This is a genomic window from Pseudobutyrivibrio ruminis AD2017 (assembly GCF_000424305.1).
GTDB lineage: Bacteria > Bacillota > Clostridia > Lachnospirales > Lachnospiraceae > Pseudobutyrivibrio > Pseudobutyrivibrio ruminis_B.
This window is the reverse complement of the sequence record NZ_AUJQ01000008.1, coordinates 49,341-69,379: the sequence shown is the minus strand read 5'-3', so window position 1 is coordinate 69,379 and position 20,039 is coordinate 49,341. Positions and strand designations below refer to the sequence as shown.

The following is a 20,039-nucleotide window of genomic DNA, read 5'->3' as shown; positions in this document are numbered from 1 at the left end:
CTAGGAGAGTTATGAATAAAAATAAGGGGAGAGAAAGGGAGAAAAGAAATGAAAAAAATGAGGGGGATAGTGGGGGTACTAGCCGCAGCAATTATTCTTGCTGGGGCTAATCCATCTGTGGCAAAGGCTGATAATCCGATTGTGCAAACAATCTATTCCACAGATCCCGCACCAATGGTGTACAAGGACACACTGTATGTGTACACCGGTCATGATGAGGACGGAGCCAAGTACTACGACATGAGAGACTGGCACTGCTACTCAACAAAGGACATGGTTAACTGGACAGACCATGGAACTGTTTGTTCACTTAACACCTTCAGCTGGGCAAAGTCTGATGCCTGGGCTGGCCAAGTCGTAGAACGAGGCGGCAAATTCTATTATTATGTTCCTGTCATTGCAAAACAGGGTGGCAATTCTATCGGAGTGGCTGTATCCGATAGTCCAACAGGTCCATTCAAGGATGCAATAGGACATCCACTTTGCCAGGGTTATGGCTTCATCGACCCAACAGTTTATGTGGATTCAAACGGACAGGCATATCTCTATTTTGGAAATCCAAATTTATGCTACGTAAAACTTAATCCAAATATGATTTCATATTCAGGTGGAATCAACAGAGTTTACACATCAACGGCGAGCTTTGGACCATATCCTGGACGTGCCAGTGCATATGAGGAGGGACCATGGTTCTACAAGAGAGGTAACCTTTACTATATGCTTTTCTCAGGTAATGGTATCCCAGAGCACATCGCATATTCTACAAGTACATCACCAACTGGTCCATGGACCTACAGAGGCGTAATAATGCCAACAGAAGGCAGAAGCTTCACAAATCATTGTGGTGTTGTAGATTTCAAGGGACACTCATATTTCTTCTATCACAATGGAGCACTTCCAGGTGGTAGCGGATTTGCTCGTTCAGTAGCAGTGGAGGAGTTCAAGTACAATCCAGATGGAAGCTTCCCAACCATTAAGATGTCTACATCTGGACCAAATCCAATAGCAACTCTTAACCCATACACAAGGGTAGAGGCTGAAACAATCTGCTTCTCTAGCGGTGTTAAAACAGAGGCTTGCGGCGAGGGTACGCAGAATGTAGCCTTCATCGAAAACAATGATTGGATTAAAGTAAGAAACGTTGATTTTGGCAAGGGCGCTAAGGCATTCGCAGCAAGAGTTGCATCACCAGTAGGCGGCGGAACAATTGAGCTTCACCTTGATTCACTTACAGGAAGAATTGTAGGTACAATCAAGGTTCCTAACACAGGCAACTGGCAGAAATATGTTACAGAATACTGTGATGTAAATAATGTCAGCGGACGCCACGATTTGTATTTTGCATTTAAGGGCAATGGCGGTTCGTTGATGAACTTCAACCATTGGCAGTTCTTCCCTGTAGAAGAAACACCTACCCCAGCACCAGCGCCTAGCACAGAGAATGTCAATAACAATAGCACAGCTCACATTGATAACGGCTGGTATTATTTGAAGAATACAAATTCTCAGAGATATCTGACTGTTGAGGGCGACAAGGCAGAAGCCGGTACAAACGTATGCATCTTCAGGGGAACAGGCGCTGATGGACAGAAGTGGTATGTTGAAAACACATCTGACGGATATATCACATTAAAGTCTGGCCTTGGAAACTTTATGCTTGATATTGCCTATGGCAAAAATGAAGATGGAGCAAACATTGGCATATATCATGCTTATGCGAATGATGCTCAAAAATACGTAGTAAAGAATACAAAGAAATCTGGAGTTTATACAATTGGTACCTTTGTTTCAAACGCTACAAAGTATATCGATGTATATGAACACAAGACCGCTGATGGAACCAATGTATGCCAGTGGAAGTATTATGGCAACCCAAATCAGGAATGGATATTTGAGCCATGTCAGGGCCCAGCTTCAGCTGCCCAGACAGAAAATCCAACTGTTCAGCCAACACCAGCTCCAGCACCTACACCATCTGTAAGCACAAAGGGGCTTGAGGCAACTGCTACAGTAAACAGCTGGGGCTCAGGCTACACAGCATCTGTAAAGGTTTCTAATTCTACAGGCCATCAGGTAAACGGATGGACTGCAAAAATCAAAAAGAGCCAGGTAAAGATTGATTCAATTTGGAATGTAAATCTTAAGGAATCTGGCGACTATTATGTTATTACACCAGTAGATTGGAACACATCTATTGGAAATGGTGGAAGTGTAGAGTTCGGCTTTAATGGAGTTGGCTCAGTTGATAATATTTCCATTGAAATTGAATAGCAGATGATGTTAAAATACCCTTGGTTACTTTGTACACCAAGGGTATTTTTTGTTACTTCAAAATACAATTTTTGTGTTGACGTAACAATATTCCTATAGTACAATGTAACGGTTGATGTAGTAAGGAGACTTGTGTCTATTAGCCCAGAGACAAGTTTACTATAACATTCCGTGCAGGTGCCCGGACATCACCGGCAGGAATCTTTTACAGATTTATTTAAGGAGGAATTCTCATGAATACTTATATGCCAAACCCATCTCAGCTTGAGAGAAAATGGTATGTAGTTGATGCAGAGGGACAGACACTTGGTCGCCTCTCAGCAGAAGTTGCAAAGGTTTTAAGAGGTAAGAATAAGCCAGTCTTCACTCCACACGCTGATTGTGGTGACTATGTTATCGTAGTTAATGCAGAGAAGATTAAGGTTACAGGTAAGAAGCTTGATCAGAAGGTTTACTATAATCACTCTGATTACGTTGGTGGTATGAAAGAGACAACTCTTAAGGAAATGCTTAATACACATCCTGAGAGAGTTATCGAGCACGCTGTTAAGGGCATGCTTCCAAAGGGACCACTTGGTCGTCAGATGTATACAAAGCTTTTCGTTTATGCTGGACCAGATCACAAGCATCAGGCACAGAAGCCAGAAGTGCTTACATTTTAATAGGAGGTAGATCATGGCTAAGAATACAAACAAGTATTATGGAACTGGTAGAAGAAAGTCTTCAGTTGCTAGAGTATATCTTGTACCTGGCACAGGCAAGATTACAATAAATAAGAGAGATATCGACGAGTACCTTGGTCTTGAGACATTAAAGGTAGTTGTTCGTCAGCCACTTGTAGCTACAGGTACTGTAGATAAGTTTGATGTTATCGTTAACGTAAAGGGTGGCGGATACACTGGCCAGGCTGGTGCTATCAGACACGGTATCTCACGTGCACTCCTTGAGGTAGATGCTGAGTACAGACCTACACTTAAGGCTGCTGGATTCCTTACAAGAGATCCACGTATGAAGGAGCGTAAGAAGTACGGCTTAAAGGCTGCTCGTCGCGCACCTCAGTTCTCAAAGAGATAATCTGCGCGTTTCTACAAGCGATGCGAATACAAAAAGGGATTGCTTCCGCAAGTTTACTTGCTGGGGAGCAATCCCTTTTTCGTATTCATAGCGCGACAGTAATAATGCTTTCGCAACCACATTTAACAAAAAAAAGCAAAATGTGTAAGCTTCGCTTGGTAGACAGGCGGAGCTTATTTTTTTATGATTAAGAAAAATGTTATAATATTTAACAAAGGTGGTATAAATATGAGAAAGATATACTTGGATAATATTCGTTGGATAACAGTAGTGCTAGTTGTCATCTATCATGTAATTTACATATTTAACGGCGTAATACAGCATGGAATCATCGGACCTTTCAGTGAACATCAGCCCCAGGATACATATCAGTATATTGTATATCCCTGGTTCATGTTACTTCTGTTTGTGGTATCCGGTATGTCAGCCCGCTATGAACTAATTAAACGAACAGAAAAGGAATTCATCAGAGTAAGAACGAGAAAATATCTTGTGCCATCAACAATCGGCCTTCTGGTTTTCGGTTGGGTTCTTGGCTACTACAACATGCTGATGGCAGGTGCATTTGGTTCCATGAACAACGTACCGGGGCCAATTCTTTTCCTGATAATGGCAGTCAGCGGCTCAGGTCCTCTGTGGTACATTCAGATGCTCTGGCTCTTTAGCCTAATGCTGGTACTGATCAGAAGGATTGAAAAAGACAGATTCTATAATATCTGTGGCAAAGCCAATCTTTTGATACTTATACTTCTTGTCATACCCGTATATGGAGCGGCGCAGATACTTAACACACCGATAATAGTGGTATACAGATTCGGTATCTACGGACTGGGCTTTTTGATCGGCTACTTTGTACTGTCTCATGAGGTCGTGATGGATAGACTTGGCAAAAATTGGCTGCTATTAAGCATCCTTGCTCTCGCATCCTGCATAGCCTTCGTGATTTTATATAAAGGTCAGCCATATCCGGATCACGTGGTTCTGGATACAATCATGTGCAATGTATACGCATGGTTTGGAACTCTCGGTATACTTGCCTTCATGAAAAAATGGGGCAATTTTAAGAATGCTTTCTCAAAGTGGATGTGCCAGAAATCATGGGGGCTCTATGTATTCCATTATCTGATGATAGCGGTCAGCGGATGGTATCTGCATACATTATGTCCGTTCCTTGCCCCTGTCATCGTATACCTGTTGGTTACATTAGCAGCATTCGCAGGTTCATACCTTCTGTATGAAATCATGAGCCGCATACCTTTCATAAGGTGGTGTGTTCTGGGAATAAAAAAGGAGAAGAAAGAATGAGTTTTGCAGATAATCTTATGGAATTGAGAAAGCTTAATAACTTGTCACAGGAGGATATTGCGGAGAAGATAGGCGTATCAAGACAGACGCTTTCAAAATATGAGACAGGAGAGTCGCTGCCGGATATAGAGAGATGTAAGATGCTGGCTGACCTTTTTGGTGTAACCATGGACGACCTTATATCATATGAAAAGAATGATTCGGACAACCTGGGATGTGTTATACCGCCGAAAGGAAAGCATATCTTTGGAATGGTCAAAGTGGGAGATAAGGGTCAGATTGTTATTCCTGCCAAGGCAAGAAAACTCTTCGATATTAAAACAGGCGACAATCTGATCGTCCTCGGAGATGAATTCAAGGGTATAGCTCTCATCAAGGAGGCGGGCCTTCTTGGTCTTATCAACAGTGCAAAAGAAAGTATAGAGTGATCAGCCGCATACAGTAGCCCTGAGCTTTCTATCGTACGCAGCAGGTAAACAGCAACTTGAGGTGAAAATGCTTCAAATCCGGCACTTCAACACCTCAAAATGTTCTCAAAGAGATAATCAATCTGCAATGGCAGATTTCAAAGGCTCGGTACATTTGTGCCGGGTCTTTTTTTTCGTATATTTATTTACGAGGAGTATCTGTTTTTGTTACAATACTGCAATACCGAAAAAACTCAAAGGGAGGATTGGTGTGGAGAATATTTTTGTGGAAGGCTTAAAAGAAAATAATATAAATAAACTATTATCGGCACCTAAAAGTGACCTCCATAATCACTCGACCAAGGGGTGCAGAAGAGCGTGGCTTGCAGAGCGACTTTTGGTTGGTATTCCAGAGACTCCACAGCACCTTGATGGCTTGGAAGGTATGCAGAATTGGTTCAGGTCAAATATAAAACCTGTATGTGATGGCTATGAAAATATGCTTCTTAGGTGGGAAGGTGCTTTTGCTGAGGCCAGGCGAAATAATATAACTCGTCTTGTAATGAACTTCGGTACCGCTGAAGTTGATCAGGTAGGAACAGTACAAGAGTTCCAAGAACTTATTGAAGGTTTTCATAAAACCTACTGTCCTGATAGTATCTTTGAAGCAGAGCTCACATATCCCTCCTTTGGAAATGTGGAAGAAGAGGCGGATGAACTGGATAAATATGCTAGTTCAGGATACTTCAAGGCAATTGATATATGTGCAGGAGAAAATGTTCAGCCATTTGAAGCATTTTTGCCGCTATATAGGAAAGCTGAGAAGTACCATTTAACTAAGAAGATGCATGTTGGAGAAACGGGTTCGGCTGAGGATGTTAGAAAGGCTGTAGAGACTTTAGGCCTGTCAGTAGTTCATCATGGAATTAATGCATCAACATCCAAAGAAACCATGAGATTTCTTGCTGATAATCAGATACAGGTTAATGTCTGCCCTAGCAGCAATGTAATTCTGGGTTTTGTAAAGGATTATAAATCACATCCAATCAAGACGTTAGTAGAGAATGGTGTCAGAGTCACCATTAATACTGATGATCTTCTTATTTTTGATTCCTCAATTGAAAATGAATATCTAAAGCTTTACAAGGCAGGGACGCTTAGCGCAGAGCAATTAGAGGAAATAAGACAAAGAGGATTGGGAAATCTATAAGAAGAAAGGACACTATAGTACTTTTGTGGAAAAAGTATATTTGGTATAATAGGACCTTGATACTATCAAATTTACAATTCATAAAGGAGGATAGAATGAAGAAAGTATTAGTTTTAGGCTGCTCCGGCAGCGGGAAAAGTACATTCTCCATAAAACTTCAGAAGAAGACTAAGCTTCCTTTATATCATCTTGATAATATTTGGTGGAATGCTGACAGGACACATATTTCAAGAGACGAGTTTGATGCGAGTCTTGCTGATGTTGTGAAGCGTGACACTTGGATTATAGATGGTGATTACAGCAGAACATATGAAAACCGTATTAAAGCTTGCGATACCATCTTTTTCCTGGATTATGGAGAAAATGTTTGCATGGATGGAATTATCGGAAGAGTAGGTCAGGAGCGTCCTGATATGCCATGGACAGAAAGCGAGCTTGATCCAGAACTTGTAGAACTGGTTCAGAACTACGAGCATAAGAACAAACCAAAGTTGATGGAACTATTTTCCAAATATCCAGATAAGAATGTAATTACATTTTTTAATAGAGAAGAAGCAGAAAAGTGGATTGCAGAAGGACAACCAGAGGTGTAAATAGTGATAAATTTAAATTTAGTAAATGTTCTATGGACAGTCGGAAATATTGTACTGTGGATTGGGATAATAATACTGATTGTAAATTTCATTAAAAAGTTAAAGCGATAACCAAGTAGAAATGACGATGGGGCACGACTTGAAAACACATGATAAGCTTGGATTTATAAGGGGGATTATTGCTTGATTTTGTGGATAATTGCCACGCTGTGTGCGTTTTTTATAAAGGGACTTTGTGGTTTTGCAAATACATTAGTCTTTACATCTATTTTAGGATTTGGAGTGGCAAACGTTAATATATCGCCAGTGGAATTATTACTTGGGTATCCGACAAATCTAATATTGACTTGGAAGAATCGTAATAAGCTTGAGAGAAAAGTCTATATTCCTTTAGCATTGTTGGTTTTGGGTGGTAGTATTCCTGGAGCAATCCTTCTAAAGAGTGTTGATGTTAGGCATTTAAAAGTGTTCTTTGGAATCGTTGTTATTCTTATAGCTGTTGAAATGTTTTTTAGAGAATATCAACGTACAAATGCAAAGGATTCTAATCTTTTACTAGGTATCATTGGCGTACTGTCTGGTATATTATGTGGCCTGTTTGGGATAGGAGCGTTGCTTGCTGCCTATGTTGGGCGAGTGACTAATTCAACGGATGAATTTAAAGCCAATATAAGCGCGGTTTTTATTGTTGAAAATACTGTAAGAATCTTTACATATTATTTGCTTGGAGTATTTACGCTTAATTCATTGAAACAAACAGTAATCCTTATTCCGTTCATGATTATTGGATTGTTTGCTGGAATGGAGAGTTCAAAAATCTTGGATGAAAGAATTGTAAAAAAGATTGTTATAGTTCTTTTGGTAATATCAGGGGTATTTTTAGTTGGAATGAATTTATAGTGTTAAAAGACAGCGGCAACGTTAAACTTGCCAGGCTTTTTTGTAGAAGTGGCAACTTGACACTATGAAATCTATCTAAAAAAGGTAGTTGTGGCATAACGCATAAACTGTATTTAAGAATTATTAGTGTATTACGGTAAAAACTTATAGATAAGCTTGTTTTTCCGTAGGAATTTACTAGCATTTCAGGCATCTGGTGTGTATGATTTGATATATGATACTCATTTTATGAAGGATGTGCATTATAAGACTAAGATAATACACACTATGCGATTTTTTTGTAAGGCGTCTACGGAAAAAATGTGGAGAACTCATGATATTGCCGTAAACAATGGTGAATTACCATTGTAAACCTCTAAAATGAATAAAGAACTTGATAGAATCCAAGTTTGTAGGAGTCTTTTGTATGAATAAAGATATTCCAGAGATGCTTATTCGGACACAGGAACTCCAAAAGGGCGGAGACTATACTTATTCCCGTAAACTATAATTATTATCATGCTAAGGATTATAAATCATCGATGCATGGGTATGAAGATTTCTTGGAATATTGCTCAGATCAAGCGGATGTTACAGAGCAAGAATTGGGATGGATGCAGCATTTATAAATTGCAGGTTATAAAGTAAATTGGGTATGCAAATTAATTGGAGGGAAAATTGAACATAGTAAATGATGACTAATAAAGAAATATTTAAAGAAATAGTAGAAATTATGCGAGAAGATTCCGCAACCTGTAAAGATTACGGAACGGGTAATTCTCAGGAATATGAAAGCCAGATATCTGATGACATGGATCGAAAGGATTTTTTACATCTGGTACAGGAATATCTGGCTACTTTTGGTGTAGAAGCACATCTTTTATTTACAGATTTCAGTCTTGAAAAAATTGGTTTTTCAGTGATGAGGCAGGACGATGTACTATACGTGATAAAGGCAAATAAAGATACGGGGCTTGTCTCGGGAGATAAAATAGTTGCAATTGATGGTTTTTCAATAAAAGAATTATTTCAAAGAGAAAAAACATTTTTTATGGGGGAAATAGCGGAGCGTGAAGGGAAAATTTGGTCTGCAGTGCTAAAGTTTTACAACGTTTTAACTGTTATTCATCCAGATGATTCAAAAGAAGATATTTCTATTATTCATAATACAAAGGGGACAGAGACGGAATGTTATTCTTTTGAAGAATATGATGATACGCTTTATCTAAGATTTGCAGATTTTGCTGATTTGGATGCGATAAATCAGTTATTAAGCAAATGTAAGTGCATTCTGGAAAAATGTAAAAAACTTATTGTGGATGTCCGTGGAAATGGTGGAGGTGCAGATTCTGCATTTGTACCGCTCCTGGAGTATTGTTTTCCAGAAGGAGAATTCGTTACAGACTATTATAAGCCAGAATATCCTATTGAAATTAATTATTCTGTTAGAAATTGTAAAGCTCGAATCGAGAATCTAAAAAAATATTTGGTTGGGGATATACCAGAAGAAATGACAGCAATGTTAAATACAATGATTGCAAATAACACTGAAAATATGGGCAAAGGATTTCTTGATGACGATGACGAATTTGCAAGTGGAATTATAGGGAAAAAAGGTCCTGAAAAGGTATTGATTATTACGGATGAAAGCTGTGGTTCTTCTGGGGATGCATTCGCAGAGGTTATGTCATGTTCTCCTAAAGTGACTTTAGTTGGAAGACCTACTATGGGAATTACAGATTTTTCAAATTGTAATGTGGTTTCCTTTGATGATTTTAGATTTGTTTATCCGACGTCTAGAGACAAAAGAATTGATTATGGCAAAGGGCTTGCGCATAAAGGGGTACCTGTAGATTATTATATCCCATGGTCTCCTGAGCATATAGGTAAGGATGTGGAGTTAGATTATTGTTTGAATTATTGATAATTTGAAATCAAAGTGCCTGACCACATTCAATAATTGGAATCGTGGATATGCTGTTATTGAGAGTATCGCATTATGCATTTAACAAGGCTCTTTGTCGAAAATATGGATAGGATGATAGCTGTATTGTAGCAAATGAGGAAAAAGAAAACATATATTATTTAGACAACAGCTTAAGAAAACGAATTCTTAAGACAAGAATCGGCTGGTTGTAAGATAATATCTCAGTTTAAAATGTCTAACAGGGGAGAGTATTATGAAGACTATCATTAAATCAGATATAGTAAGTGCATTAAAAAGCGTTGGGCTCCAGAATGGTGATTCAGTAATGGTACATACATCACTTGGACAGATTGGATATGTATGTGGTGGTGCACAGACTATTATTGAAGCTTTGATTGATGTTGTGGGGCAGAATGGAACTATTATGATGCCTACACAGTCATGGAAAAACCTTGATCCGGAAACAGGAGTTCATTGGGATGCAGATGAGGCTGACTGGGATACAATACGCGAAAACTGGCCGGCATATGATAAGGCGATTACTCCGACAAACACTATGGGTGCGGTTGCCGAAATGTTCCGTTCATGGCCTGGAACATTAAGGAGTGACCATCCAGCTAGATCTGTTGCGGCTTGGGGAAAGAATGCTAAGTATTTAACTGAGAACCATGATCTTTCGAATATATTTGGCGACTCATCACCAATTGGTAGGCTTTATAAACTCGATGGGAAAGTTTTACTGATTGGAGTTGATTATGATAAGAATACTTCCATTCATTTAGCGGATGCGCGTGCAGAATACTCAAGCAAACATACCTGCATTGAACACAGTGCAGTCATGGAGAATGGTGTTCGTGTCTGGAAAGCTTATGAAACATTGTATGTTGATGGAGAGGACTTCAAAGATATAGGAAGGGCATTTGAAGTAGCCTGTACTACATGTAAGGTAAAAGTGGGCAATGCTGACATAAAGCTGATGAACCAACGTGAATTGGTAGATTTTGCTGTATCGTGGATAGAATGTAACAGAAAATAACCTATACACTATAAATTGAATTAGATAGTAGTGAATATATTAACAACTACTATCTGTGTAAGAAAAAGCTCAAATAGATAGTAGTGAAGCTGAATAGTACAGCATATCAGCGCCAAAATAGTAGTATAAAAGAGATATTAAATCACCGATTTAAAGCAATCATCCCCATCATTAATGATAGTAAGCTCTATATTAGAATTATCATAGTTGCAAGCAGCCAAATCAGCGTCTAGCTCCTCAGGGGTGTGGTGGTAGGTGTTTAGATAGATGCCATCTACACCAACAGCGATGGCAGAGCCGATGTCAGCCTTGATTTCATTTCCAACCATAACAGTTTCAGATTTTATGAGCCCATGCTTTTTCATTAAGCTATTAATGAAGGCAGCCTCGGGCTTTTTTATTCCCATATCAGAAGAAATAAATATATCATCAAAATATTCAGTGAGGCCTGTATCATCCAGTTCCTTTTCAGTGAAAAGACGCTGTGCGTTTGAAAGAAGATAAATATGGCTGCCAGATGATTTGATTTCAGATAGAACCTTGTGAACGTTCTTATAGCAAATAAGCTTCTTGCGGGACTTCTCTCTAAAAGCTACGCAAAGGGCACGCATTTCATCATCACTGCAATCACAGCCAATTAATCGTTGCCATACCCATTCAATCTTAATTTCAGGGTAGCAACTGCCATTTTTTGCAGCAAGCTTATCAGTTTCTTCCGCGCAAATTCTAATATAATCATCTTTAAGCTTTTCAGGAATTGTAATAGTACCGAAATGTTCTTTAAGGTAATCTACCATAAACTCCCAAAGCATCATTTCATTCTCGTCAGTATGTATGTCTATAAGTGTTCCGTATAAATCAAAGATATAATTTTTGTATTTCATAGTATTCTCCTTTGGTAGAAAGATATATCAAACGAAATTATACTACTATATTTTAGAATATTGTTAAATGATTATGAAAAATAAACATTCTTAAAACTTATGTATTAGAATATGCATGAGGTGATTTGTAATGACAAGAATGATGAAAAGGGCCCTTATAAATTTTGGATTTAGGCTGATAGTTTTTCTGTTTATATTTTCAGTTTACATTTTACATAAAGATGTACTTGTAGAGTTCATGACACATGAATTTACATTTGGAATATCTGAATATGGAATCAGACCTCTTCATGTATTATGGGCAATATTTATGATTATGATGCTACAGCATATCATCCCACATAAATATTTATCAATGGCATATCGCAAAGGAAATATAAAAGGCTTTGAAGAGGTGGAAGGATATTCTCGTCTGGAGTTATTAGAATTCATTCAACAGATGAATGTAAAAGCATGGTTTGTGATGTTGGTTTGGCTTAGCTTTAATGCTGTATTTGCCCTGTTATATCTGTTTAAAATAATAACTGTAGCGGATATGCTGATGCTGACTGTGTTCTTTTACTTAAGCGATTATATTTGCATACTGTTTTTCTGTCCATTTCAAACCCTTATGATGCATAATAAATGCTGTATTAATTGCAGAATCTACGACTGGGGGTATTTTATGATGTTTACCCCAATGCTTTTTATCAAAAATTTCTTTTCCTGGAGCTTGTTTTTTACAGCACTTATCGTACTTATCAAATGGGAAGTGGGTTATGCAAAACATCCTGAAAATTTTTGGTTTGGAAGTAATAAACATTTGCAGTGTTCAAATTGTAAGGAAAAACTTTGTATTATAAAAAATAGAAATAAAAATGAAAGAGTTTAATAAGGCATTATCGAATTTCATAAATGATGCTGCGGCAGGTGGGGCAGTGCGTCATCTTGCAGACCTTGGCTATTCCATATCCCAGATAGCTGATAATTTGGATTATCCTATCCCCAGGGAAAAGATTGCAGGATATATGTGGGAGCATTTTGTAAACACAGGGAAAATCTGTCTGGAGGAACCAAAGCAAACGCAAGATATAGCATCCTTCGTAAAGGAGCAGGACAGCTTTGGTAGAATCAGCTTTAGAAGAGTCGTTACGACGGTTGATAATTCCTACAAGCAATACGTTAAATGCGAATTTGGAAAGTTTCTATATAAGAAGGATGAGAAATTCCTACAAACCCTGCAAAAGCTTGAAGAAGGTGACAAGGAATATATAGAGCTTTTGCCGTGGCCCCTTACTCCTGTATATCACGAGCTGGATGAGCGAATGAATCGAATAAAATGCATAATAATGTAAAAAAAATGTGTCTAGAGTCTTCCTAGATACATTTTTTTTTGATATACTACATGAATGCATCAATTTAGCAGCTTAAAGTATTAAAGTGTTATGGAGGAGTATAGAATTGAAGAAAGCTAAACGTGGAAGCTTTTCTGGAAAGATTGGCTTCGTTTTATCAGCAGCGGGAGCCTCAGTAGGCCTAGGAAATATTTGGAGATTCCCATATCTGTGTGCTAAATATGGAGGAGGAATCTTCCTTATTGTATATATCATATTGGCGCTAACATTTGGTTATACAATGATTGTGGCAGAAACAGCCATAGGTAGGAATACACAAAAGAGCCCAGTAGGAGCCTTTAATCAACTTAGTAATAACTCACTTCTTATGAAAATCGGTGGCTGGATAAATGCCATTATCCCTATTTTGATTGTTCCATACTATTCGGTTATCGGTGGATGGGTTTGTAAGTATTTATTTGAATATTTTAGAAGTGATGCCAGTGTTGTAGCAAAAGATAACTTCTTTGTTAATTTCATTACTGATACCTATGAACCAGAGCTTTGGTTTATCGTATTTGCGATACTTGTTTTACTTGTAATTTACATGGGTGTTGAAAATGGAATAGAGCGTGTTTCAAAGTTTGTAATGCCAATCCTTGTTGTGCTTGCACTTGTTATCTGCGTATATTCAGTTACAAGACCAGGGGCACTTAGTGGAGTGAAGTATTTGTTCATTCCTAATTTTAAGAATTTCTCAATCATGACAATCGTTACAGCAATGGGACAGATGTTTTATTCCCTTTCTATTGCAATGGGTATTCTTATTACATTTGGTTCTTACGTTAAAAAGGAAGTCAGCATCGAAGAATCAACAGAACAGGTAGAGATTTTTGATACAGCAATCGCCATCATGGCCAGCCTTATGATTATCCCAGCTGTATTTGCTTTTTCAGGTGGAGACCAGAGCGCACTTAACGCTGGTCCATCCCTTATGTTTATTACAATGCCAAAGATTTTTGCAAGCATGGGCTTTGGTAGAATCATCGGAATTCTGTTTTTTGCACTTGTATTATTTGCAGCTGTAACTAGCGCTATCGCACTTACAGAAAGTGCTGTTTCCACATTTTCAGATGAGTTTGGCTGGAGCAGAAAGTTTGGAACAAACGTAATGGCAGTGGTTATGGTAGTCCTTGGAAGCCTTTCATCACTTGGCAACGGACCACTTTCAAATGTTAGAATCATCGGAATGCAGTTTTTGGATTTCTTTGATTTCCTTACAAACTCTGTAATGATGCCTATAGCAGCCATTGCTACATGTATTCTTATAACAAAGTTTATGACAGTTGAAAATCTTATAGCTGAGGTTGAGCAGGAAGACCATCCATTTAAGAGAAAGGGAGTTTTCTCATTTATGATTAAGTTCCTTTGCCCTCTATTTGTTGTCATTATCCTGGTTAGTGCTATACTTAACGTGTTTGGAGTTATCAGTATGTAGTTAATGGTGTCTAACATGATAGTAGAAGAAATCAAGAAAGATTTATTTGAAAACCAGGACATAAAATACAGAGATTTTCAGAGTAAGCTAACACCTACTATTGCTGAAAATTCAGCGATTGGTGTTAGAACTCCGATTTTAAGAAAACTGGCAAAGCAGTATTGTACGCGCGGGGATGTAGCAGATTTTTTTAATGATTTGCCACATCAGTATTTTGATGAAAATCAGCTTCATGCATTTATTATTTCCGAGACAAAGGATTTTGAAGAATGCATAACACTGCTTGAAAGGTTTTTGCCTTATGTAGACAATTGGGCAACCTGTGATCAGATGTCACCGAAGTGCTTTAAGAAGAATCATGAGCTTTTAAAGCCATATCTTTTAAATTGGCTTAAGTCGGATGATACCTATACAGTTAGATTTGCAATAGTCACATTTATGTCCCAGTTTCTTGATGATGATTTTGATGAAAACTATCTAAAGCTTATATCAGAAGTTAAATCTGATGAATACTATATCAATATGGCTATTTCCTGGTATTTTGCAACAGCTTTGGCAAAGCAATACGAAAGCACAATTGTCTATATTGAAAACAATGTTTTAGATACCTGGACTCATAACAAAACCATCCAAAAAGCTATTGAAAGCTATAGGGTGACTGATGAGCATAAATCATATTTAAAATCGTTGAAGAGGAAGTAGCTAATCATGAGAACAAAACAAACCTCAGAATCATTTGTATTATCAGCAATCATATCTTTGTCAGGCGGCTTTCAGGATGCCTACACCTACAATCTTAGGGATAAGGTATTCGCAAACGCCCAAACAGGCAATATCGTACTTATGAGCCAGCACATTATGTCTGGTGAATGGGTGCAGGGCTTGCATTATCTAATGCCAATTTTTGCTTTTGCAGTTGGTATTTTGGTAGCGGAACAGCTGAGCCACCGTTTCAAGCATTCCAAAAAGATGCATTGGCGACAGATGGTAGTATTGCTAGAAATCATAATTCTTGCTGGGGTAGCTTTTATTCCTACTTCTTATAATATGCTGGCAAATGCACTTGTTTCTATGGCATGTGCCATGCAGGTTCAGTCCTTTAGAAAGGTTAACGGATATCCTTATGCCAGCACCATGTGCATTGGAAATCTCAGAAGTGGAACAGATAGTTTTTCAGTATTCTTGCGCAGTCATGAGAAGGGGGCATTGAAGAAGGCTCTTCATTACTACGGAATCATATTTGTTTTTGCCATTGGCGCAGGTGTAGGTGGAATCCTATCACTTAAGCTTGGAATTAGAAGCATTCTTATTTCAAGTGCAATCTTGTTTGTAGCATTTGTTATGATGATGAAAAAGCATATGAAAATAAAATAGTTATAATAATTTTTTTGCAAACTGGAGGAGGGCCTTTATGAAGAAACTATGGGAATCACTAGATAAGAAATATGTCAAAATCTGTGGGTATGCTTCTGCAACAGTGATATTAACTATTGTTATCCTAGGGTTATTATATTTCTCAGGTGGCTTTTGGGGTAGACTGTGGACTATTTTTACTGCAGTGCTTAAGCCTGTAGTTATTGGTGGAATAATCAGTTATTTACTAACCCCTATAGTTGACAAATTCGAAGGTCTTTTCAATAAAAGGAAAGAACACAAGTGGGCCAGATATTTGGCAATCCTTCTTAGCTTTTTATTGATAGTCGCCTGCCTTGCAGCAATTATCGTTATTATTGTACTTACTATATATAAGAATGTTTCTGCAATAAATATAGAAACAGTTCTTGGCTTGGGTGACTTAATTGAACAGGATACTCAGGAATTGTTTAAGTCTATCGAAAGTATGCTTACATCTAAGGGTCTTTCAATTAATCAGTTTAGTGATGTACTTATAAATATAGCTATTTCCATAAAGGATATAGTTACAGGTTTATTCTTTGGAATAATCTTTTCTATCTATTTTATGTTGGATGGAAGAAGAATAAAGGATTACTGGAAGCGTGCCTTTGCCATCATTACGGGCAAGAAAAACGAAGAGCGTGCTGAGCAGTTTTGGCACGATGCTGATAAAATATTCTCTGGCTATCTTAGAGGTCAGTTTATAGATGCATCAATCGTTTGCATCCTTACAGGTATCGTATTTACCATAGTAGGTGTCCCAGAGGCACTGCTTATTGCGTTGCTTGTAGGAATAGGAAATCTGATTCCTTACGTTGGCCCAATCGTAGGATATTGTGCAGTGATTATCGTTTGCCTGCCAACAGGTTCATACCGTGAGTTGATTTCAGGCTTAGTATCACTTTTTGTGATAATGGTAATTGATGGCAATATAATCAATCCACGCTTACTTAGTAGCAACATAAAGATTCACCCACTTCTTGTAGTGGCAGCCCTTATTGGTGGCGGTGCCTTAGGTGGATTTGTTGGAATGCTTGTGGCTGTTCCTGTGGCTGCTCTTATAAAGCTATATTTTGATAGATTTTTAGATAAAAAAGAATTAGAAGAATAATTATTTAAAGGAGATAAAGATTATGAAATGTTCAGAAATGCCATACAAGCGTATTGATATGGATGAAGTGAAGGCATTCTTTGAAAAGCTTATTGCTGATAGCAAGAATGCAAAGAGTGGGGAGGAGCAGTTTGAGCTCCACAAAAAATATTATGAGTTTATGAAGGATATTCATACAAATAGAATTCTTGGAACCTTCCGTCATGATTGCGATACATCAGATGAGTTCTACACAAAGGAAAATGATTACTTAGATGAAATCATGCCTTTGATTTCTAATCTTGAAAATGATTACAGCAAGGTATTATTTGAATCTCCATACAGAGATTACCTTGAAAGCAAAATCAGCAAGGTCGCCTTCAAGAACATGGAGCTTGCCAACAAGTCAATCAGCGAGAAGATTCTTCCACTTATGCAGGAGGAAAACGCGCTCGTTAGTCGCTACGATAAGATTATTGCATCAGCAAAGATTCCATTTGATGGCGAGGAGTACAACCTTTCACTTCTTAGAAAGTTCCTTACATCAGATGATAGAGAAACAAGAAAGCGTGCATGGAAGGCATATTCAGATTATTTCACATCTGTAACAGATGAAATCGATGAGATTTTTGACAAGCTTGTAAAGAATCGTACAAAGCAGGCCAAGGAATTGGGCTACGATAACTTCGTTGAGCTTGGTTATAACAGAATGAACCGTAATGCTTACCGCAGAGCTGAGGTTGAAAACTTCAGAAAGCAGGTTAAGGAATCCTTCGTTCCATTTGTATGCGAGATTCAGGAAATGAGACGTAAGCAGATTGGTGTGGATGCCCTTAAGTATTATGATAACGAGGTATACTATGTAAACGGTAACCCTGCTCCAACAGGTACTCCAGAGGAAATCCTAAAGAGCGGTCAGGAAATGTACAGGGAGCTTTCACCAGAGACAGCAGAGTTCTTTGATTTCATGACAGAAAACGAGCTTTTTGACGTACTTGGACGCAAGACTAAGAAGCAGGGAGGATATATGGATTTCCTTCCAAAGTACAAAGCACCTATTATCTTTGCCAACTTTAACGGCACAAGCGGTGACGTAGATGTTATTACACATGAGTGTGGTCATGCATTCCAGGGCTATGTTACCCGTGATGACGAGATTAAGGAGCACAACGACCTTACAATGGAGACAGCAGAGATTCACTCTATGTCTATGGAATATTTCACATATCAGTGGATGGACAAGTTCTTTGGTGATAGAGCTGATGAGTATCGCAAGATGCATTTTATGGATGCAATCACATTCGTTCCTTACGGATGTATGGTAGATGAGTTCCAGCATATTATTTACGACAAGCCAGAGCTTACACCAGCAGAAAGAAAGGCTGTATGGGCAGACCTTGAAAAGCAGTATCGTCCATGGCTTGATTATGAGGATAATGAGTTCTTCGTAACAGGTGGCTGGTGGCAGAAGCAGGGGCACATTTTCTGGGATCCTTTCTACTACATCGATTATGTTCTTGCCAGCGTAGTTGCTATGGAATTTAAGGTATGGATGGATAATGATTTCAAGGATGCTTGGAATCATTATTTACAGCTTTGCAAGCTTTCAGTTAAGGATTTCTATGAGAATGAATTAAAGGAAGTTGGACTTGAAAGCCCATTTGCAGATGGCACAATAAAGGGTCTTGTAGATGAACTTAAAAAGAAGCTTTAATTAATATCAATTAGATGATTGCAATGATGGCAGAAGGGGAATGATTATGTACGACAAGATTTCAAGACTATTAATGTACGGAGATTTAACAGAGGAAAGCATTTTGTACCAGCTTGGTAGAGCCATTGATTCAATTGAATCTGGTGACTACAACAAGCGTGAGGCTACAAGGGAAATCAACGCTATATCAAAGCGCCTTCTTATGCTTGCTACGGATTATGGTTTTGATGACAATCTTTGGCATAATTATTTAACCTTCTACATCATTATGAATGAAAATCCTTTTTCACTTGTTACAGAAAAGACTGATGTAAAGCCAGGTTCTGTAAATCATTTGGTAGAGAATGATTTTAGAATCTTAAAGGAACTGTTTGATTACGATTTTTCAACCTTGGAGCAGGAGCTTGGAATCGAATCCTTCAGCGTTTTTTCTAACTATAATTCTGTCAAAAAGAATCAGCAGATGTACAATCGCAATGTATCTGAAAAGGTTAGAAGGCTTTCAAAGGAGCTTGAGGCTGCAGCAGATGAGAAAGAATTCTTTAACGTAATTACGAATTTCTATAAGGCATATGGCGTTGGAATGTTTGGTCTTAACAAGGCCTTCCGTATAGAAGAAAAAGGTTTAAACGATATTCAGTTTGTTCCAATCAACAATATGGATGAGGTAGTGCTTGACGATTTAATCGGCTACGAATATCAAAAGCAACAGCTTATCGCAAACACAGAAAGCTTTGTCGCTGGCAAAAAGGCTAACAACGTTCTTTTGTTTGGTGATAGTGGCACAGGAAAATCCACAAGCATTAAGGCTATTGTTAACCAGTATTATGATAGCGGTCTTCGTATGATAGAAATCTACAAGCATCAGTTTAGATATCTATCAAAGATAATCGCAAGCATCAAAAACAGAAACTATAAATACATCATATATATGGATGATTTGTCATTTGAAGAGCATGAGATTGAATACAAATTCTTAAAGGCTGTTATTGAAGGTGGCGTTGAAACAAAGCCTGATAACATTTTGATTTATGCCACATCAAACCGTCGTCATCTTATTAAGGAAACCTGGAATGATAGAAATGACCAGACCAACAATGACGACAGACATCATTCAGATACAGTTGAAGAAAAGCTGTCACTTGTGCATCGCTTTGGTGTTACAATCAGCTACACAAAGCCTATGCAAAAGGAATATTTAGAAATAGTTCTCGGACTTGCAAAGAGAGCAGGTATAACTATGCCTGAAGAGGAAATAATTGCACAGGCCAAAATCTGGGAAATGGAGCAGGGAGGCCTTTCAGGACGTACTGCTCAGCAGTTTATATATCACCTTATAGGTGTCAATTAATCATCAATATTTAATTTGTCGGGGTTTAATCTATAGATTATCCGGCAATATCCATATTTTCCTTTGTTAAAATTTAATCACCGCGGTGTTTT

The 20,039-nt window shown here is 38.1% G+C and carries 19 protein-coding genes; 18 read left to right on the top strand and 1 reads right to left on the bottom strand.

Annotated features, from left to right (window positions below):
* The first annotated feature begins 48 nt into the window (after positions 1–48).
* The 10 genes from G611_RS15975 (at position 49) to G611_RS0106895 (ending at position 10,702) form a co-directional block, all read left to right on the top strand.
* Positions 49–2,271, top strand: coding sequence for a family 43 glycosylhydrolase (locus tag G611_RS15975; RefSeq protein WP_081657000.1), 2,223 nt, complete (start codon positions 49–51; stop codon positions 2,269–2,271).
* A 233-nt stretch (positions 2,272–2,504) separates the two neighbouring features.
* Positions 2,505–2,933 carry a 50S ribosomal protein L13 gene (rplM, locus tag G611_RS0106940; RefSeq protein WP_028242998.1) on the top strand — a complete coding sequence of 143 codons (429 nt, stop codon included), beginning with the start codon at positions 2,505–2,507 and terminating at the stop codon, positions 2,931–2,933.
* 13 nt (positions 2,934–2,946) lie between these two features.
* The gene (gene rpsI / locus G611_RS0106935) at positions 2,947–3,345 is read left to right on the top strand and encodes a 30S ribosomal protein S9 (protein WP_028242997.1); all 399 of its coding nucleotides are present in this window, start codon (positions 2,947–2,949) and stop codon (positions 3,343–3,345) included.
* A gap of 183 nt (positions 3,346–3,528) precedes the next feature.
* Positions 3,529–4,650, top strand: a complete 1,122-nt coding sequence (locus tag G611_RS0106930; RefSeq protein ID WP_196801547.1) for an acyltransferase family protein — start codon at positions 3,529–3,531, stop codon at positions 4,648–4,650.
* A complete protein-coding gene (locus tag G611_RS0106925; protein ID WP_028242995.1) occupies positions 4,647–5,078 on the top strand; it encodes a helix-turn-helix domain-containing protein in 432 nt (143 codons plus the stop codon). Before G611_RS0106930 ends, G611_RS0106925 begins: the two co-directional genes overlap by 4 nt.
* Before the next feature lie 250 nt (positions 5,079–5,328).
* The gene (locus G611_RS0106920; RefSeq protein WP_028242994.1) at positions 5,329–6,267 is read left to right on the top strand and encodes a hypothetical protein; all 939 of its coding nucleotides are present in this window, start codon (positions 5,329–5,331) and stop codon (positions 6,265–6,267) included.
* Positions 6,268–6,362: 95 nt separating this feature from the next.
* Positions 6,363–6,860, top strand: a complete 498-nt coding sequence (locus tag G611_RS0106915) for an adenylate kinase (protein WP_028242993.1) — start codon at positions 6,363–6,365, stop codon at positions 6,858–6,860.
* A gap of 183 nt (positions 6,861–7,043) precedes the next feature.
* A complete protein-coding gene (locus G611_RS0106910) occupies positions 7,044–7,760 on the top strand; it encodes a sulfite exporter TauE/SafE family protein (protein WP_242824265.1) in 717 nt (238 codons plus the stop codon).
* Positions 7,761–8,430: 670 nt separating this feature from the next.
* Positions 8,431–9,663: a S41 family peptidase gene (locus tag G611_RS0106900; RefSeq protein ID WP_028242991.1), complete on the top strand. Its 1,233-nt coding sequence runs from the start codon at positions 8,431–8,433 to the stop codon at positions 9,661–9,663.
* 256 nt (positions 9,664–9,919) lie between these two features.
* On the top strand, positions 9,920–10,702 hold the full coding sequence (locus G611_RS0106895) for an aminoglycoside N(3)-acetyltransferase (protein ID WP_028242990.1): 783 nt from the start codon (positions 9,920–9,922) through the stop codon (positions 10,700–10,702).
* Between the two features lie 137 nt (positions 10,703–10,839).
* On the opposite strand, the gene G611_RS14235 is transcribed toward G611_RS0106895, so the two are convergent.
* The gene (locus tag G611_RS14235) at positions 10,840–11,586 is read right to left on the bottom strand and encodes an HAD family hydrolase (RefSeq protein ID WP_051195145.1); all 747 of its coding nucleotides are present in this window, start codon (positions 11,584–11,586) and stop codon (positions 10,840–10,842) included.
* Positions 11,587–11,824: 238 nt separating this feature from the next.
* Here G611_RS14235 and G611_RS0106885 point away from each other — a divergent pair, with 238 nt between their 5' ends.
* The 8 genes from G611_RS0106885 to G611_RS0106850 all read left to right on the top strand — a co-directional run bounded on the left by G611_RS0106885 (position 11,825) and on the right by G611_RS0106850 (position 19,947).
* Positions 11,825–12,457 carry a hypothetical protein gene (locus G611_RS0106885; protein WP_155942263.1) on the top strand — a complete coding sequence of 211 codons (633 nt, stop codon included), beginning with the start codon at positions 11,825–11,827 and terminating at the stop codon, positions 12,455–12,457.
* On the top strand, positions 12,444–12,920 hold the full coding sequence (locus G611_RS14230; protein WP_036948537.1) for a hypothetical protein: 477 nt from the start codon (positions 12,444–12,446) through the stop codon (positions 12,918–12,920). The genes G611_RS0106885 and G611_RS14230 overlap by 14 nt, the downstream gene beginning before the upstream one ends.
* Positions 12,921–13,020: 100 nt before the next feature.
* The gene (locus G611_RS0106875; protein ID WP_028242988.1) at positions 13,021–14,397 is read left to right on the top strand and encodes a sodium-dependent transporter; all 1,377 of its coding nucleotides are present in this window, start codon (positions 13,021–13,023) and stop codon (positions 14,395–14,397) included.
* A gap of 15 nt (positions 14,398–14,412) precedes the next feature.
* Positions 14,413–15,099: a DNA alkylation repair protein gene (locus G611_RS0106870; RefSeq protein ID WP_028242987.1), complete on the top strand. Its 687-nt coding sequence runs from the start codon at positions 14,413–14,415 to the stop codon at positions 15,097–15,099.
* A 6-nt stretch (positions 15,100–15,105) separates the two neighbouring features.
* The gene (locus tag G611_RS0106865; RefSeq protein ID WP_028242986.1) at positions 15,106–15,771 is read left to right on the top strand and encodes a YoaK family protein; all 666 of its coding nucleotides are present in this window, start codon (positions 15,106–15,108) and stop codon (positions 15,769–15,771) included.
* Between the two features lie 37 nt (positions 15,772–15,808).
* Positions 15,809–16,903, top strand: coding sequence for an AI-2E family transporter (locus tag G611_RS14225; RefSeq protein ID WP_036948533.1), 1,095 nt, complete (start codon positions 15,809–15,811; stop codon positions 16,901–16,903).
* 22 nt (positions 16,904–16,925) lie between these two features.
* Entirely contained in the window at positions 16,926–18,596 is a 1,671-nt protein-coding gene (locus G611_RS0106855) for a M3 family oligoendopeptidase (protein ID WP_028242985.1), read from the top strand.
* A 46-nt stretch (positions 18,597–18,642) separates the two neighbouring features.
* Positions 18,643–19,947 carry an ATP-binding protein gene (locus G611_RS0106850; RefSeq protein WP_028242984.1) on the top strand — a complete coding sequence of 435 codons (1,305 nt, stop codon included), beginning with the start codon at positions 18,643–18,645 and terminating at the stop codon, positions 19,945–19,947.
* Positions 19,948–20,039: the final 92 nt, after the last annotated feature.